General features: G+C 72.9%; 13 protein-coding genes. 7 read left to right on the top strand and 6 right to left on the bottom strand.

All coding sequences use genetic code 11. The annotated features are described in order from the left end of the window. Positions 1–6: 6 nt before the first annotated feature. A complete protein-coding gene (locus ACXKZB_RS12405) occupies positions 7–876 on the bottom strand; it encodes an RDD family protein (protein WP_340196400.1) in 870 nt (289 codons plus the stop codon). A gap of 42 nt (positions 877–918) precedes the next feature. On the opposite strand from ACXKZB_RS12405, the gene ACXKZB_RS12400 reads away from it, so the two are divergent. Continuing rightward, positions 919–1,917, top strand: coding sequence for a stage II sporulation protein M (locus ACXKZB_RS12400; protein ID WP_488823313.1), 999 nt, complete (start codon positions 919–921; stop codon positions 1,915–1,917). A 12-nt stretch (positions 1,918–1,929) separates the two neighbouring features. Here the strand turns inward: ACXKZB_RS12400 and ACXKZB_RS12395 are convergent, their stop codons facing one another. From ACXKZB_RS12395 to ACXKZB_RS12375, 5 genes are read right to left on the bottom strand one after another with little or no spacing between them, the layout of a single operon-like run. Continuing rightward, on the bottom strand, positions 1,930–3,282 hold the full coding sequence (locus ACXKZB_RS12395) for a DUF58 domain-containing protein (RefSeq protein ID WP_488823312.1): 1,353 nt from the start codon (positions 3,280–3,282) through the stop codon (positions 1,930–1,932). Next, positions 3,282–4,286 (bottom strand): AAA family ATPase, encoded by a 1,005-nt coding sequence (locus ACXKZB_RS12390; RefSeq protein WP_410004035.1) that lies wholly within the window; start codon positions 4,284–4,286, stop codon positions 3,282–3,284. The genes ACXKZB_RS12395 and ACXKZB_RS12390 overlap by 1 nt, the downstream gene beginning before the upstream one ends. 5 nt (positions 4,287–4,291) lie before the next feature. After that, positions 4,292–5,527 carry a DUF4350 domain-containing protein gene (locus ACXKZB_RS12385; RefSeq protein WP_488823311.1) on the bottom strand — a complete coding sequence of 412 codons (1,236 nt, stop codon included), beginning with the start codon at positions 5,525–5,527 and terminating at the stop codon, positions 4,292–4,294. Continuing rightward, positions 5,524–6,165: a DUF4129 domain-containing protein gene (locus tag ACXKZB_RS12380; protein WP_488823310.1), complete on the bottom strand. Its 642-nt coding sequence runs from the start codon at positions 6,163–6,165 to the stop codon at positions 5,524–5,526. Before ACXKZB_RS12380 ends, ACXKZB_RS12385 begins: the two co-directional genes overlap by 4 nt. Further along, positions 6,162–7,385, bottom strand: coding sequence for a glycerophosphoryl diester phosphodiesterase membrane domain-containing protein (locus tag ACXKZB_RS12375; protein WP_488823309.1), 1,224 nt, complete (start codon positions 7,383–7,385; stop codon positions 6,162–6,164). Before ACXKZB_RS12375 ends, ACXKZB_RS12380 begins: the two co-directional genes overlap by 4 nt. Positions 7,386–7,704: 319 nt before the next feature. Between ACXKZB_RS12375 and mtrA the strand changes: the two genes are divergently transcribed. The 6 genes from mtrA (at position 7,705) to secA (ending at position 16,418) form a co-directional block, all read left to right on the top strand. Then, positions 7,705–8,379 carry an MtrAB system response regulator MtrA gene (mtrA, locus tag ACXKZB_RS12370; RefSeq protein WP_123292246.1) on the top strand — a complete coding sequence of 225 codons (675 nt, stop codon included), beginning with the start codon at positions 7,705–7,707 and terminating at the stop codon, positions 8,377–8,379. Between the two features lie 110 nt (positions 8,380–8,489). Beyond that, the gene (gene mtrB, locus ACXKZB_RS12365; RefSeq protein ID WP_488825890.1) at positions 8,490–10,106 is read left to right on the top strand and encodes an MtrAB system histidine kinase MtrB; all 1,617 of its coding nucleotides are present in this window, start codon (positions 8,490–8,492) and stop codon (positions 10,104–10,106) included. Beyond that, the gene (locus ACXKZB_RS12360; protein ID WP_488823308.1) at positions 10,106–11,788 is read left to right on the top strand and encodes an LpqB family beta-propeller domain-containing protein; all 1,683 of its coding nucleotides are present in this window, start codon (positions 10,106–10,108) and stop codon (positions 11,786–11,788) included. The genes mtrB and ACXKZB_RS12360 overlap by 1 nt, the downstream gene beginning before the upstream one ends. A 100-nt stretch (positions 11,789–11,888) precedes the next feature. Continuing rightward, positions 11,889–12,602 carry a ComF family protein gene (locus tag ACXKZB_RS12355; RefSeq protein WP_488823307.1) on the top strand — a complete coding sequence of 238 codons (714 nt, stop codon included), beginning with the start codon at positions 11,889–11,891 and terminating at the stop codon, positions 12,600–12,602. 160 nt (positions 12,603–12,762) lie between these two features. Continuing rightward, positions 12,763–13,464, top strand: coding sequence for a ribosome hibernation-promoting factor, HPF/YfiA family (hpf, locus tag ACXKZB_RS12350; RefSeq protein ID WP_123313693.1), 702 nt, complete (start codon positions 12,763–12,765; stop codon positions 13,462–13,464). Between the two features lie 170 nt (positions 13,465–13,634). After that, positions 13,635–16,418, top strand: a complete 2,784-nt coding sequence (secA, locus tag ACXKZB_RS12345) for a preprotein translocase subunit SecA (protein WP_123313692.1) — start codon at positions 13,635–13,637, stop codon at positions 16,416–16,418. Positions 16,419–16,437: the final 19 nt, after the last annotated feature.

The raw sequence follows: 16,437 nt of genomic DNA, 5'->3' as shown, positions 1-16,437 counted from the left end.
AGCGCCTCAGCGTGGGAAGCCCGGCGGCCGCGCCGATGCCGACGCCCCCGCCGCGGTGAGCACCGCGACGCGGGAGCGCAGCGCCTGCACGTCCCGCCCGCGCCGCAGCACGACGACACCGGCGAGGAACACCTCGGCGGGGACCGGGGGCACCGGGTGGGCGAAGGCCGCGACGTCCGCGGCCAGCGCGCGGGCGGCGGACTCCCGGAGCTCGGGGCGCATCACGGCGGCCCCGCGGAAGAACGCGCCGAGCCGGTTCTCGAGCCGCTGCGGCAGCGCCGAGACGTCCGCGACCGTCGCCCAGGCCGCGAGCTCCGGCGGCAGCACGACCTGGGGGTCACGCTGCTTCGGCAGCCGCTCGTGCTGCACGACGGTGCCGGCGAGCAGGTCCCCGAGTCGCCGTGGACGGCTGCCGAACAGTGCGACGAGCAGCGCCACCGACCCGAACGTCATCCACAGTTCGAACAGTCCGACGAGTGCGCGGGTGAACGCGTGCCGGAACCCGATGGCACCGCCGTCGACGCGGACGACCCGGGTGCCGACCGCGTACCGCCCGACGCTGCGGCCCCGGGTCACCGTCTCGACGGCGGCCGGCACGAGCACGAGCACGGCGACGAACAGGGTGATGCTCAGCGCGGCGCCCCACGCGTCGTCGACGCCGCTCGGCCAGAGCCGGGACACCCCGAACACCAGGAGCAGGTACAGGACGAGCAGGCACACCCCGTCGAGGAGGGCCGACGCCAACCGCAGCACGAGTCCGGCGGGCTGCACGTCGAGCGCGACCGCCTCACCGACCACGAGCTCGTCGGCGGTCTCGTCGAGGGCGAGCGAGAACCGGGCATCGGCGAGGTCGCGCGGCGTGCGGGGCTTCGACATGGGATCATTCTGTCGGAAGTCGGCCGACACGAGGGGGAACACGTGGACCTGGACGCCTACGCCGAGGTGCACCGCGACCGGTGGCAGGAACTCGACCGCCTCGCGCGCGCCCGGCACACCACCGGTGCCGACGTCGACGAGCTCGTCTCCGGCTACCAGGCCGCCGCGACGGACCTGGCCCGCATCCGCGGTGCGGCGCCCCGGACGGCGACCGGTGACCGGTTGTCCCTCACGCTGTACCGCGCCCGTCTGCGCTTCACCGGCACCCCGGTCGACCCGCTCACCGCGGTCGCCCTGTTCTTCACGCGGCAACTGCCCGCTGCGCTGTACCGGATCCGCTGGGTGACGATCTGGGTGGCGCTGGCGACGGCGGCGATCGCCGCGATCGTGGCCGTGTGGATCACGACGACGCCGGGGGCGACGGCGACCTTCGGCACCCCGGAGGCGCTCCACCAGTACGCCACGCAGGACTTCGTCGGCTACTACTCCGACCACGGCCTCGGCGCGTTCACGGCGCAGGTGTGGACGAACAACGCGTACATCGCGGCGACCATGGTCGCGTTCGGGATCACGGGCGTCTTCGTGCCGTTCTCGATCATGCAGAACGCCGTCGGGCTCGGGGTGTCCGCCGCGATCATGCACTCGCAGGGTCGCCTGGCCGACTTCTTCCTCTACATCGCCCCGCACGGTCAGCTCGAGCTGTACTCGGTGTTCCTCGCCGGCGGGGCGGGCCTGATGATCTTCTGGTCCTGGGTGGCGCCGGGTCCGCACCGCACCCGCGCGCAGGCCCTCGCCGAGGACGGCCGAGCGCTGATCACGATCGCGGTCGGCCTGACGCTGACCCTGCTGCTCTCCGGCCTGGTCGAGGGCGTCGTCACCCGCCAGGACTGGCCGTGGCCGGTCAAGATCGGCATCGGGACGGTCGCGCTCGCAGCGGTCCTCGCGTACCAGTGGGTGCTCGGCGGCCGTGCGTACCGCGCCGGGGAGCGCGGCGACCTCGACGAGTTCGAGCGGGGCACGTCCGCGCTGGTCGCCGGGTAGCGGCGGGTCGGTTCAGAGCCGGCCCGTGGCCTTCGCGCGCAGGTAGGCGTCCGCCACGAGCGGCGGGACGTCCTCCGGTCCGCCGCGGACCACCTCGGCGCCGGCGCGTCGTGCGACGTCGGCGACGCCGTCGGCATCGAGCAGCGTGCGTTCGGCGGCGGCCCGTCGGTACACGTCGCGCTCCGCGCCGGTTGGGAGGCCCGGCACGCGTCCGCCCCGCGCCGTGCGGACCGTCGTGGCCGGGTCCACCCCGCCGCGCGCGGTCCGCTGCACCGCCGGGTCCTCGATGCTCGTCACCACGACGGCGTGCCGCCGGGTGAGCCGGGGCAGCACCGCCAGCAGGTCACCGGAGGCACCGACCGAGTCGAGGCTCGACGCCAGGACGACGAGCGCTCGGGACGTCGTGATCGAGTCGACGAGCGCCGGCACCGCGGACCAGTCGGTCGCGGCGAGTCCGGGTTCCGCCATCGCGAGGGCCTCGCCGAACCGCTGGACGACGTCGGTGCGCGTGGCGCCGTGCACGCGGTCGTGGACGCTGTCGTCGAGGACCGCCAGGTCGACCCGGTCTCCGGCGGCTGCGGCCAGGGCGCCGAGGAGCAGTGCGGACTCGATGAAGGTGTCGAGGCGTGGTTCGTCCGCGACCCTGCCGGCTCCGGCACGTCCGGCGTCGACGACGACCACGACCCGGCGGTCGCGCTCGGGACGCCAGGTGCGGACCACGAGGTCCTGCCGTCGGGCGGTCGCCCGCCAGTCGATCGAGCGGACGTCGTCGCCCCGGACGTAGTCGCGCAGTGAGTCGAACTCGGTGCCGTGGCCGCGGAGCTGCAGGGTGGTCTCGCCGTCGAGCTCGCGCAACCGGGCCAGCCGCGACGGCAGGTGCCGTCGCGAGCGGAACGGCGGGGTCACGACCAGTTCACCCGGAGCCGCCACCACCCGCTGTCGAGCGGCGAGACCGAGCGGACCGAAGGCCCGGACCGCGACGCCGGCGGTGCGTCGGCGGCCGCGGCGGAACGGGGTGAACCGCATCCGTGCCGTCCGTCGCTCACCCGCGGGGACCGTCATCCGGATCCGGCGCGGCCGGTGTCCGGCGGAGGGTTCCCACATGTCGCGGACGATGCCCCGGAGCACGCGCCCGCCGTCGTTCGCGAGCACGAGCGTGCCGTCGGCGGTGCTGTCGCGCCGGGCCAGTCGTGGCATGCGCCGTTCGACGCGCACGCGTGTCAGGTCGGCGGCGAGCACGACGTCGAGGGCGGCGGCGAGCAGCACGACCACGACCCACGCCAGACCGGCCCACCCGCTGGCGAGCAGCACGGTGGGCACGATCGCGACGGCGAGCAGCGCGACGAACCGGCCGGAGACCGCCACTAGATCGGCACCCGCACCTGCTCGAGCACCTGCTGGAGCACCCCGTCGGCGCCGACGCCCTCGAGCTCGGCGTCGGCGGCCACCCGGAGCCGGTGCCGCCAGACCGGCAGGGTCATCGCCTGCACGTGGTCGGGCGTGATGGCGTCGTAGCCGGTGAGCCACGCCCAGGCCTTCGCCGCGGCGAGCAGGGCCGTCGCACCGCGCGGGCTGACCCCGACCCGGACGGACGGTGCCTGGCGGGTGGCGCGGGCGAGGTCGACGATGTACGCCAGCACGTCGTCGCGGGCACCGACGGCACGGACGGCGCGCTGCGCGGCGAGGACCTCGTCGACGCCGACCACGGGGGTGATGCCGGCCGACCGGACGTCTCGCGGCACGAAGCCGTCGGCGTGCCGGCGGAGGACCTGCCACTCCACGTCGCGCGGAGGGATGTCGAGCGTCAGCTTCATCAGGAAGCGGTCGAGCTGCGCTTCGGGGAGCGTGTACGTGCCCTCGAACTCGATCGGGTTCATCGTCGCGGCCACGAAGAACGGGTCGGGCAGCAGCCGGGCGTCGCCGTCCACGCTGACCTGCCGCTCCTCCATGGCCTCGAGCAGGGCGGACTGGGTCTTCGGGGGCGTGCGGTTCACCTCGTCGGCGAGCAGCACGTTGGTGAAGACCGGTCCCTCGCGGAACGGGAACGTCCCGGTGGAGGCGTCGTACACGAGCGACCCGGTGACGTCGCCGGGCATCAGGTCCGGCGTGAACTGGATCCGCTTGGTGTCGAGCGACATCGCGGCGGCCAGGCTGCGGACGAGCAGGGTCTTGGCGACGCCGGGGACGCCCTCGAGCAGCACGTGCCCCTGCGCCAGGAGTCCGACGATCATGCCGGACACCGCGCCCTCCTGGCCGACGACGGCCTTGGCGACCTCGGCCCGGACGCGCCCGAAGGCGTCGCGCAGGCCGGCGTCGCCCGGGACGGGGTCCTGCCGGGGTCGGTCGTGCTGGTCGGGGGCTGCTGGCAGGTCGGTCACGGTCGTGCTCCTGGTCGGTCGTGGTCGGTGCTGGGACGGTCGCCCGAGGCGGATCGTCGGACGGCCCGTTCGAGGTCGTCGAGTGCCCTCGTACCCTCGACGAGGGCGCGGTCGTCGGTGGTCGGACCGCCGACGAGGACGGCGCCGACGCGGTCGTGGGGGATGCCGGTCGCGCGGGCTGCGGCGCGGACGACGTCGTCGACGTGCGCGGAGCGGGGGAGTCCGAGCAGCCGACCGATCCGGCGCACCGCGGCGACGCGGAGGGTGTCCAGGGCGTGGGTACGGTCGTGGGTGCGGGCGTACATCCGGGCCCGGCCCTCGGTGGTCTCGGCGGCGCGGACCACGACGGGCATCCGTTCGACGACGAGCGGCCCGAGGCGGCGGCCGCGCCAGACCGCGGCGGCGACGGCGACCAGCGCGAGCAGCGCGATGCCGCTCGGCACCCACGGCGGCGCGAGCTCGCCGAGCGTCGGGGCCGCGTCGGGCGCGCCGACGGTCGGCGTGTACCAGGTGAGGCGGTCGTCAGCGCCGAGCAGCCCGAGGGCGAGCGCGGCGTTCCCGGCGGTCGTGATCGTGTCGTTGCGGAGGGCCGACGTGGTGCCGACCAGGGTGACGTCACCGCCGGGCGTCGCCGCGCGGGCGAGTCCCCAGGCCCGGTCGTCGCCGCTGCCGGACGGCGCACACCGGTCCGCGTCGGGGTCGTCCACCGTGTAGCCGTACCCGTCGGTGGACACCCGCGCTGCCGAGGCCGCGGCCGGGATCGCACAGGACGCGGTCGACACGGTGTCGCCGCCCCCGGGCGCCGTCGCCGTGGTGACGTCGAGCCCGAAGGACGTGAACGGCGTGGAGTCGCCACCCACCAGGACCACGTGCTCCGCGGTCCGGGCGATGCGCTCGGCGACCGCGGGGTCGAGGACCCCGTCGGAGTCGTCGACGAACACCGTGCCGCCATCGATCCCGTCTGCACGGTCGGTGACCCGGACGGAGGTGCCCCGCTGCTCCAGGACACGGACCAGCGCAGCCGATCCGCTCGCCGTGGTGGACGTCGGGTCGAGCGGCCGGCGGTCCGGGCCCTCGGCGCCCTGCACCACGGCGGTGAGCACGGCGAGCACGAGTCCGACGACCACGATCGCGGCCCAGAAGCCGAACCGGAACCGGCGACCCTCGGGCTGCTCCGGTGCCGGTGCGCCCGAGCGCGGCGTCGCGGTGGCGGTGGCGGTGCTGGTGCTCATGCCGGCACCACCGGCCCCGCGGACCTGGCCGGACGGGCCTGGCGCACGGCGTGCTCGGTGTCGAGGACCCGCCGGGCGGTGGCCTCGTCGGCGTCGAGCCCGAGGTAGCGGACGGCGTCGAAGGCCGTGGCGGCGCCGTCGAGGGCGGCGGCTTCGGCGGGGAACGGGACGGCTGCGCGGGCGGCGATGGTCCGGGCGGTGGCACCGGGGACGTCGGGGACGAGATCGCGCTCGCCGAGGCCGCGAACGGTCGCACGGAAGCCGTCGAGGACCGCGGCCGACCAGTCGCCCCGGCGGATCGCGGACCGGGCGGCGTCGAGCAGTTCCCGAGCGGACCGGAGGTCGTCGTCGTCGAACACCCCGCCGGTGTCGTCCGTGCCGCTGCGTGCGCGACGTCGGGGGAGCCCGCGGGCGACGACCACGAGCACCACGACGGCGACGAGCACCACGATCGCGATCACCAGGGCCGTGCGGGCTGCGACGGGGGAGTCGAGTCCGTCGGCGCGGAGCGACCCGAGCCAGTCCAGGAACGTCCGTGACGCGCGGTCCCACCAGGTCACGTGGGCGCCGTCGTAGGCGGGCCGATCGAGTTCGCGTTCGAGCAGGCGGCGGGCCTCGTCGGGGTCGACCGCGGTCATGCGGTCCCGTCCGGCGGACGGTGCTGTCCCTGCTGCGGCGGGTGGTGCGGCCACGGTTGCTGCTGCCCGGGCCAGGGCTGCTGCGCCTGCTGTTGTCCGGGCCATGCCTGCGGGGGTTGTCCGGGCCACTGCTGCGGCTGCTGCTGGGCCCACGGCTGCTGCTGGGCCCAGGGCTGCTGCTGCCCGGCCCACTGCTGCTGCGGCCACGGCGGTCGGGCGACCGGTGCCGACGGGGCGAACGGGTCGGCCGGCTGCCCGGTGTCCAGGTGCGACGCGATGCGCTGGTCGAGGGCCTCGGTCCGGATCCTCCGGTCGATGGTCAGGAAGGTGACGACCGCCGCGCTCAGCACGTCGGTGATGCACTGCACGGCGATCGCGAGCAGGCTGCCGATGACGATCAGGACGAGGGCGCCGCCACCGATCCCCGATGAGGCGTCGGTCTGCCCGAGCGGGTCGAACACCCCGCCGACGAGCACGGCCCCGATGGTGAGCGGCGCCGAGGCGATCGACGCCGCGACGCCGAACACCACCTGCACGAGCAGGAGGATGCCGAAGGTCCGCCAGAACGCACCGCGGGTCAGCCGCCACGACTGCGCGGCGGCGGCGAACACCGGTCGGCCCTCGAGCGCGATGGTCGGCACCGTGAAGGCGAAGCGGATGCCGAGCCAGGTCAGGACCACGCCGAGGCCGAGGACCATCAGGAAGACGGCGAGCACGAACCACCCGGCGCTGGCGTCCCCGGCGCCGAGCGCCGCGAAGAACGCGACGAAGACCACCACGACGACGATGCCGACGACGAGACCCGCGCCGATCTGCACGAACATCCACCCGACGACCGGCCACCGCCGCCCGGCGAGCAACGCCCAGAGGCCCCGGAACGTCGCACGGCGGCCGAGCACGCGCTGCCCGGTGTCCGCGGCGACGGGCGCGACGAGGAACCCGCGCCCGAGGTACGCCAGGAACGGCAGGCCGATCGTCAGCAGGATCCACAGCGTCACCGAGCCCGCGACGATCGTGTCGCCACCGCCGTTGCCGTCGAACGCGGTCATCATCCGCGACTGCAGCGCCTGCTGGCCGAAGGTGCTGACGAGGGTGGAGAGCAGCCCGAGCACGCCGCTGAGCAGCACGCTCCAGAGCAGCAGGACGCGGGCGTTCCTGCGGAAGACCGTGAACGCGCCGCTGAGGACGTCACCCAGCCCGAGCGGGCGGAGGGGGATCACCGGACGCGAGCCCGACGGCTGTCGGTCGCCGGGCGGTCGACCCGGCCCCGGGGCGGGCGGTCGCGGCGCGGAGGAGCGGGGCGGGCCTCCCGGCTGCTCGTGCCCCTGCCACGGACCCTGCTGTCCTGCACCCTGCCGTCCACCGCCCGGCGTCTGCCAATCGGACATGACCTCGGCCCCCTTCGTCGTGTCGGTCCGCGCTGCGACGCGCGGTCCACGTCCATCCTGGCGGAAAACGCCGCGTGACGGGGCCTCGGCTATCGTGTGGGGACACGTGCCGACCCGGCACCACCCGCACGCCACACGGAGTCCACATCACATGACACCGCGCATCCTCGTCGTCGACGACGACCAGGCCCTCGCCGAGATGATCGGCATCGTCCTCCGCTCGGAGGGCTACGAACCGGAGTTCAGCGCCGACGGCAACGACGCCGTCGACGCGTTCCACAGCACGAAGCCGGACCTCGTCCTGCTCGACGTGATGCTCCCGGGCATCGACGGCATCGAGGTCTGCAAGCGCATCCGCGCCGAGAGCGGCACGCCGATCATCATGCTCACCGCCAAGAGCGACACCGCCGACGTCGTCCTCGGCCTCGAGAACGGTGCCGACGACTACGTCGTCAAGCCGTTCAACCCCAAGGAGCTCGTCGCCCGCATCCGCACCCGGCTCCGACCGAGCGCCACCGACGCCACGGTGCTGCACGTCGGCGACGTGACCGTGGACGTCGCCGGGCACGAGGTGCGCCGCGGCGACACGGTCATCGCGCTCACCCCGCTCGAGTTCGACCTGCTCCGCGCGCTCGCCGAGAAGCCGAACCAGGTCTTCACCCGCGAGATGCTCCTCGAGCAGGTCTGGGGCTACCACTACAAGGCCGACACCCGCCTGGTGAACGTGCACGTGCAGCGCCTGCGCGCGAAGATCGAGCACGACCCCGACAACCCGAAGACCGTCACCACGGTCCGCGGCGTCGGGTACCGCGCCGGAGGAGCCTGACCACCGTGCCGCCCGCCCCGCCCGCCGGCACCGGTCCCGGCACGGCATCCGGTGCCGCCCCCGGCGCGGCCACCGTGTCGATCGGCGTGGTCGGCCGCGGTCGGCGACGGATGCGGCGCTGGGTCCGGCGCGGCTGGCGGCCCGTCGCGTACGTGTGGCGACGGTCCCTGATGTTCCGCTCGGTCGCCATCACCGTGATGACGACCGGACTGGCCGTCGCGATCATCGGCACCGCCGTCATGGTGAGCATCTCGACGAACGTCTACTCGCAGCGCCGCGACCAGATCGAGTCGGAGTCGGCCCGGGCGACCATCGTGGCGCAGGGGATCTTCGACGCCGCCACCGCCGCCGAGGACAACAACCAGTCCGAGCTCGAGACGCTGCAGAACGAGGCGCAGCAGGCGATCCTGTCGAACACGACCAGCCCCGGCGGCACGAGCATCGCGATCGAGCGGAGCCCGGACCAGTCCACCCCGCAGACGCTGCAGACCATCGCGAGCCAGGACTTCCCGGACGCCGTGATCACCGACGCCCTGCGCAAGGAGGTCGGCGCGAACACCGGCAAGCTCAGCCTGCAGCCCGTGCAGCTCGACGACGACGGCCGCCGCGTCCCCGGGCTGGCCGTCGGCTCCACCCTGCAGATCCCGAGCGCCGGCCAGTACGAGCTGTACCTGGTCTACGACCTGTCCGACGCGCAGCAGACCCTGGACTTCGTGTCGCAGACGCTCTCGATCGGCGGCGTCGCGCTCATGGTGCTCATCGCCCTGGTGACCTCGCTCGTCGTCCGGCTGGTCGTGGTCCCGATCCGCGAGGCAGCGGAGACGAGCCGCAAGATCGCCGCCGGCCGTCTGGACGAACGCATCCCGGTGCGCGGCCAGGACGACCTGGCGACCCTCGCGCGCAGCTTCAACGGCATGGCCGAGGCGGTCAGCCGACAGATCACGCAGCTCGCCGAGCTCTCCCGCGTGCAGCAGCGCTTCGTGTCCGACGTGTCCCACGAGCTGCGCACCCCGCTCACCACGATCCGGCTCGCCGGCGACATGCTCTTCGACTCGCGGCACGCGTTCGAGCCGTCGGTCGGTCGCTCGGCCGAGCTCCTGCACGCGCAGGTGGAACGGTTCGAGTTGCTGCTCGCCGACCTGCTCGAGATCTCCCGCTACGACGCCCAGGCCGTCCAGCTCGACACCGAGCCGTCGGTGCCCGCGGCGCTCGCCGCGGACATCGTCGAGGAGTTCCGCCCCCTCGCCGAACGGGCCGGCATCGACCTGCAGCTCGCCACCCCGGGCGGCCACACCACGATGCGGCTCGACGCCAAGCGGGTCCGCCGCATCCTGCGCAACCTGGTCGGCAACGCGATCGAGCACGGTGATGCCAAGCCCGTCCAGGTCGTCGTCGACAGCGACGCCCGCACGGTCGCCATCGCCGTGCGCGACCAGGGCGTCGGCATGCCGCCGGAGGACGCCGCCCGGGTGTTCGACCGGTTCTGGCGGGCCGACCCGAGCCGCAAGCGCACCATCGGCGGCACCGGTCTCGGTCTCGCGATCAGCCTGGGCGACGCGAAGCTGCACGGTGGTCGGATCGACGTGTGGTCCCGCCCAGGTCACGGGTCGACGTTCGTGCTCACCCTGCCCCGCAACGAACAGGGCACCGCCGCGACGTCGGCGATCCCGCTGCCCGAGCTCGACGAGTCGTACGACGGCCCCCGCGCCGTACGAGAGGAGTCCTGATGCGCCCCCGTCTCCGGCACGTCGTCGCCGCGGCACTGGCCGCCGTCAGTGTGCTGGCGCTCACCGCCTGCGCCGCCATCCCCGTCGACGGCGCCGTCCGCACCGGCCAGACGATCAAGGACGAGTCGCTCTCCGGCGTCGACTTCCGGCCGGACAAGCCGATCACCGGCTCCGACCAGACGGCGATCCTGCGCGGGTTCATCGCGGCGGCCACCGGCGCGCAGGACAACTACGCGATCGCCCGGCAGTTCCTGGCCTCGGACTTCTCGCAGCAGTGGAACCCGCGCCAGGGCGTCACGATCCGCGACGGCAGCGGCACCGTCGAGCGCGCCGACGACCGCGAGCTGACGTACACGCTCACCGCGAGCGCCACCGTCGACTCCGAGGGGGAGTACACGCAGGCGGTCCGCCCGACCTCGTCCACGCTGACGTTCCAGTTCACCCGCGAGGACGGCGAGTGGCGCATCGCCTACGCCCCGGACGGCATCATCCTGTCCCCGGTCAGCTTCGACTCGGTCTTCCAGCAGCACGCCCTGTACTTCTACGACCCGACGTTCCGGTTCCTCGTGCCCGACGAGCGCTGGTTCCTCGCCCGCTCGTCCACGAGCACGCGCATCGCCAGCGCCCTGCTCGCCGGCCCCGCCGACTGGCTGAAGGGCGCCGTGGTCTCGTCGTTCCCGGAGGGCACCCAGCTCTCCCTGAACGCCGTCACCATCGACAGCGGCACCGCGCTCGTCGACCTCTCCAGCGATGCCCTGGGCGCCAGCACCGTCGACCGCGTCCGGATGCGCGAGCAGCTGAGCAAGTCGCTCGCCTCGGTCGCCACGATCTCGTCGGTGTCGATGACCATCGAGGGAGCGAGCGTGTCCGTGCCCGACTCGGGCGGGGCGAACGCGCAGCAGAACCCGGACGTCGACCCCCGACCCCTCGTCGACGATGACGGCGTCGTCGGCTACGCGGCCACGGGCACCGGCAAGGTCGCGAAGCTCGGCGGCGGCGTCGGCGACACCGTGGCCGACCTCGACCCGACGTCGATCGCGTTGTCCGCCTCCGGCACCACGGCCGCCGTCGGCAACCGCGACGGCGTCGTCGTCGTGCGCGGCGACGACCACCTGCGCGTCGACGCGCGCGAGGACCTGGTCGCCCCCTCGATCGACGACCTCGGGTTCGTCTGGGTCGGCCAGTCGTCGGACACCCGCCGGATCACCGCGTACGGCCTCGGCGGCGACCCGCACCAGGTCGCGACGTCGTTGCCGCGCGGCGAGCTCGTGTCGTTCCAGGTGTCCCGCGACTCCACCCGGGCACTCGCCCTGATCGAGACCGCGGACGGCCCCGGCCTGTACGTCATGGCGGTCATCCGCGGGTCCGACCGGTCGCCGACGTCGTTCGGTGCAGCCGTCCGCGTGCAGGCGGCCACCGGCGACGCGGTGGGGGCGACGTGGGTGAACGACACCGACGTGGCCTCGGTCGGGCAGACCACGGCCGGGCCGAACGTGGTGCGGACCACCATCGGCGGCCAGTCGAGCACCCTGCCGAAGCCGGACGGTCGCGCGACGTCGATCAGCGGTGGGAGCGGCGGTGCACTGCTCCTCCGGATGTCGAGCGGGTCGGTGCTGCAGTCCACCGGCGGTGGCTGGGACACGACCGGCGTCACCGCCGACGTGCTCGGCGTCCAGCGCTGATGACGCGGTCTCCCCTCCACACCCACCCCGGCCAGGAGGCCCGTCCACCGTCCACACCGCCGGCCCGTGCCCGCCGTCCGGTCGCCACCACACTCGTCGCATGCGCACCGAGGACCAGCCCACCGCCGGGACGAGCACCGCGGAGGCGACCGCCCCGAGCTCGCCCACGCCGTGGCGGGACGCCGCGTTCGCCGTGCTCGGTCTGTTCCTGCCCGTGGAGTGCCTGGGCTGCGGACGCCCGGACCGTGCGCTCTGCCGGGCCTGCCGCGCCGACCTGGCCGCGCGCCCGCGTCGGGTGCGCCTCGTCGCGGGGGTCCGGCTCGACGCCGCGTTCGAGTACGAGGGGCTCGTCCGCACGCTGCTCCTCGAGCTGAAGCTCCGGAGCCGGGTCGACGTGGCACGTCCACTCGGCGGTCGGTTCGGCACGCTCGTCCGCGCGGCGCTCGCCGAGGCCCCTGCCGGCACGGTGGTGCTGCGGGTGCCGCCGTCGCGGGCCGGGGCACGGCGGCGCGGGTTCGACCCCGTGGTGCTGCTGCTCGCCCGCGGCGGCGTCCGCGGCACCGGGCGACTCCGGCGGGTGCGGGGACGGGGCGGACCTGCGGACGGTGGCCCGGGCCAGAAGGAACGGACGGCGATCGAGCGGGTCGCGGCGACCGTCGGCACGCTGCGTGCCAACGGGGTCGAGGGGCGGGACGTCGTGCTGGTGGACGACGTCGTGACGACCGGTGTCACGATGGCCGAGGGCGTCCGCGCGGTGCGGGCTGCGGGCGGTCGGGTCGTCCGGTGCGTCGCCGTCGCGAGCGTCGAGGACTGACGCCTCGGTGAACACCGGGTGACCACTGTGCGTCCGGTGAGTGTCCGGCGGACTCGCCGCCGCACCGTGACGCCGGACCAGCCGCGGGTCTAGCCTCGCGGCAAGGCGTTCGGGTTCGCCGGATGGAGGCGACGCGCCGAAGCTCGATGGGAGCCGCGACATGGACGTGACGATCACAGGCCGGAACGTCGGGGTCACCGACCGATTCCGCACCTACGTCGAACAGAAGTCCGAGAAGATCGACGTGCTCGCTGACCGTGCGCTCGCCTTCGAGGTGCGCATCAGCCGCCACCACGAGAAGTCCGGCGGCAGCCAGGGCGAGGACCGCATCGAGCTCACGCTCATCGGTCCCGGGCCCCTCGTGCGGGCGGAGTCCGCGGCGTCCGACAAGTACGCCGCCTTCGACCTCGCCTTCGCCCGCATCATGGAACGCCTGCGCCGTGCCCGCGACCGGCGCAAGGTGCACCGCGGTCGTCACCGTCCGACCTCGGTGGCCGAGGCCGCCGGCAGCGCCTTCGACGGCATGGGGGTGGTCCCCGCCGACGGCCGACTCATCGAGGACGTCGCCACCGGCGCGGTCCCCGTCGTCGACGAGCAGACGACGGAGGAGGACGACACCGAGGTCTACAGCCCCGTGGTGATCCGGCACAAGGTGTTCGAGGCAGCCCCGATGACGGTCGACGACGCCCTGTACTTCATGGAGCTCGTCGGGCACGACTTCTACCTGTTCGTCGATGCCGAGACCCACCGCCCGAGCGTCGTCTACCGGCGCAAGGGCTGGGACTACGGCGTGATCGGCATCGACGACCAGACCGGCGCCACGGCGTCGGCGGACGCCGAGCCCGCCGCCGCGCTCGCCTGACGCGATCGCCGCGGACCTCGTCCGACCCGGTGTGCGCGGCCCGTTCGCGGGCCGCGCACACCGCTGTTCCCACACCGACGTCCCTCACAGCGCACGGCACCGGTGGGTTGCTAGCATGACTGGTCGATCGGGCGCGCAGGTCGCGCACGACGACCCCGTAAGGAGCTCACGTGGCAAACGTGCTGGAGAAGGTCCTCCGCATCGGCGAAGGACGCACCGTCCGCCGGCTGAAGGCGTACGCCTCGGCGATCAACGACCTCGAGGACGACTTCTCGAGCCTCACCGACGAGGAACTCCAGGACGAGACGAAGGAGCTGCGCGAGCGGTACGCCAACGGCGAGACCCTCGACGACCTGCTGCCCGAGGCGTTCGCCGCCGTGCGGGAAGCAGCGAAGCGCACCCTCGGCATGCGGCACTTCGACGTGCAGCTCATGGGCGGCGCAGCCCTGCACCTCGGGAACATCGCCGAGATGAAGACCGGTGAGGGCAAGACCCTCGTCGCGACCACGGCCGCCTACCTCAACGCGATCCCGTCGCGCGGCGTGCACGTCATCACGGTCAACGACTACCTGGCGTCGTACCAGTCCGAGATCATGGGCCGCGTCTTCCGCGCCCTCGGCATGACGACCGGCTGCATCATCGCCAACCAGACGCCGGCCGAGCGCCGCGAGCAGTACGCCGCGGACATCACCTACGGCACGAACAACGAGTTCGGCTTCGACTACCTGCGCGACAACATGGCGTGGCAGGCCTCCGACATGGTGCAGCGTGGCCACTTCTTCGCCGTCGTGGACGAGGTCGACTCGATCCTCATCGACGAGGCCCGCACCCCGCTCATCATCTCCGGCCCGTCCTCGGGCGAGGCCAACCGGTGGTTCACCGAGTTCGCCTCGATCGCGAAGCGCCTGACCCCGGGCGAGGACTACGAGGTCGACGAGAAGAAGCGCACCGTCGGTGTGCTCGAGCCCGGCATCGAGAAGGTCGAGGACTACCTCGGCATCGACAACCTGTACGAGTCGGCGAACACCCCGCTCATCTCGTTCCTGAACAACTCCATCAAGGCCGTCGCCCTGTTCAAGCGCGACAAGGACTACGTCGTGATGAACGGCGAGGTGCTCATCGTCGACGAGCACACCGGCCGCATCCTGATGGGCCGTCGCTACAACGAGGGCATCCACCAGGCGATCGAGGCGAAGGAGGGCGTCGAGGTCAAGGCGGAGAACCAGACCCTCGCCACCGTCACGCTGCAGAACTACTTCCGGCTCTACCAGAAGCTCTCCGGCATGACCGGTACCGCCGAGACCGAAGCGGCCGAGTTCATGTCGACCTACAAGCTCGGCGTGGTCCCGATCCCGACGAACAAGCCGATGCAGCGCATCGACCAGACCGACCTGGTCTACAAGAACGAGAAGTCGAAGTTCGAACAGGTCGCCGAGGACATCGCCGAGCGCCACGAGCAGGGCCAGCCCGTCCTCGTCGGCACCACGAGCGTCGAGAAGTCCGAGTACCTGTCGAAGCTCCTCGCCAAGAAGGGCGTGAAGCACGAGGTCCTCAACGCGAAGAACCACGCGCGTGAAGCGGCGATCGTCGCCCAGGCCGGTCGCCTCGGCGCCGTGACCGTCGCGACGAACATGGCCGGTCGTGGCACCGACATCATGCTCGGCGGCAACTCCGAGTTCCTCGCCGTGCAGGAGATGCACGCCAAGGGCCTGTCGCCGACCGAGACCCCCGACGAGTACGAGGCCGCGTGGGACGAGGTCTTCGCGCGCGTCAAGGCCGAGGTCGAGGTCGAGGGCGACAAGGTCCGCGAGGCCGGTGGGCTCTACGTCCTCGGCACCGAGCGTCACGAGTCCCGCCGCATCGACAACCAGCTGCGCGGTCGTTCCGGCCGTCAGGGCGACCCGGGCGAGAGCCGTTTCTACCTGTCGCTGACCGACGACTTGATGCGCCTGTTCAACTCCGGTGCCGCCGAGAGCCTGATGGGCCGCTCGAACGTGCCGGACGACCTGGCGATCGAGAACAAGCTCGTCGGCCGCGCGATCCGTTCCGCCCAGGCGCAGGTCGAGGGCCGGAACGCCGAGATCCGCAAGAACGTCCTGAAGTACGACGACGTCCTGAACCGCCAGCGCGAGGCGATCTACAGCGACCGTCGTCACATCCTCGAGGGCGACGACCTGCACGACCGTGCGCAGTCGTTCCTCAAGGCCGTCATCGACGACGTGATCGACACCCACACCGGTGAGGGCTCGCCGGACGACTGGGACCTCGACGCCATGTGGACCGAGCTCGGGACGCTCTACCCGATCTCGATCTCCATCGACGAGGTCATCACCGAGGCCGGCTCGAAGGGCAAGGCGTCGCGTGACTTCCTCGGCCGCGAGATCCTGTCCGACGCCAAGCTCGCGTACCAGCAGCGTGAGGAACTCCTCGGCGACGAGGCCATGCGCGAGCTCGAGCGCCGCGTGGTCCTGTCGGTGATCGACCGCCGCTGGCGCGACCACCTGTACGAGATGGACTACCTCAAGGACGGCATCGGACTCCGCGCGATGGCGCAGCGCGACCCGCTCGTCGAGTACCAGCGCGAGGGCTACGCCCTGTTCCAGACGATGATGGGGCAGATCCGCGAAGAGTCGGTCGGCTACCTGTTCAACCTCGAGGTCCAGGTGCAGTCCGACGGCGAGAACGCCGTGATCGAGGCCAAGGGTCTCGGTGAGGACGAGGTCTCCGGCCTCGAGTACTCGGCGCCGTCGATCGACGGCGAGGTCGAGGTCCGCGACGAGAAGGGTCGCCTCGAGCAGGCCGCCACGGCGCGCGCGCAGCAGGCCCAGGCCGAGGCCGAGGCTGCTGCCGAGCCCGAGCAGGGCTCCGCCTTCGGCAACGCGGCCACGGCATCCGGCCAGGCCGCCGCGGCCGGCAACCGTGCCGAGCGTCGTCAGGCGTCGAAGAAGAACTAGCGTCCGCGCGAGACGGACC

The organism is Curtobacterium sp. ABR8 (assembly GCF_057812125.1).
This window is presented reverse-complemented; position numbering and strand designations above follow the sequence as displayed.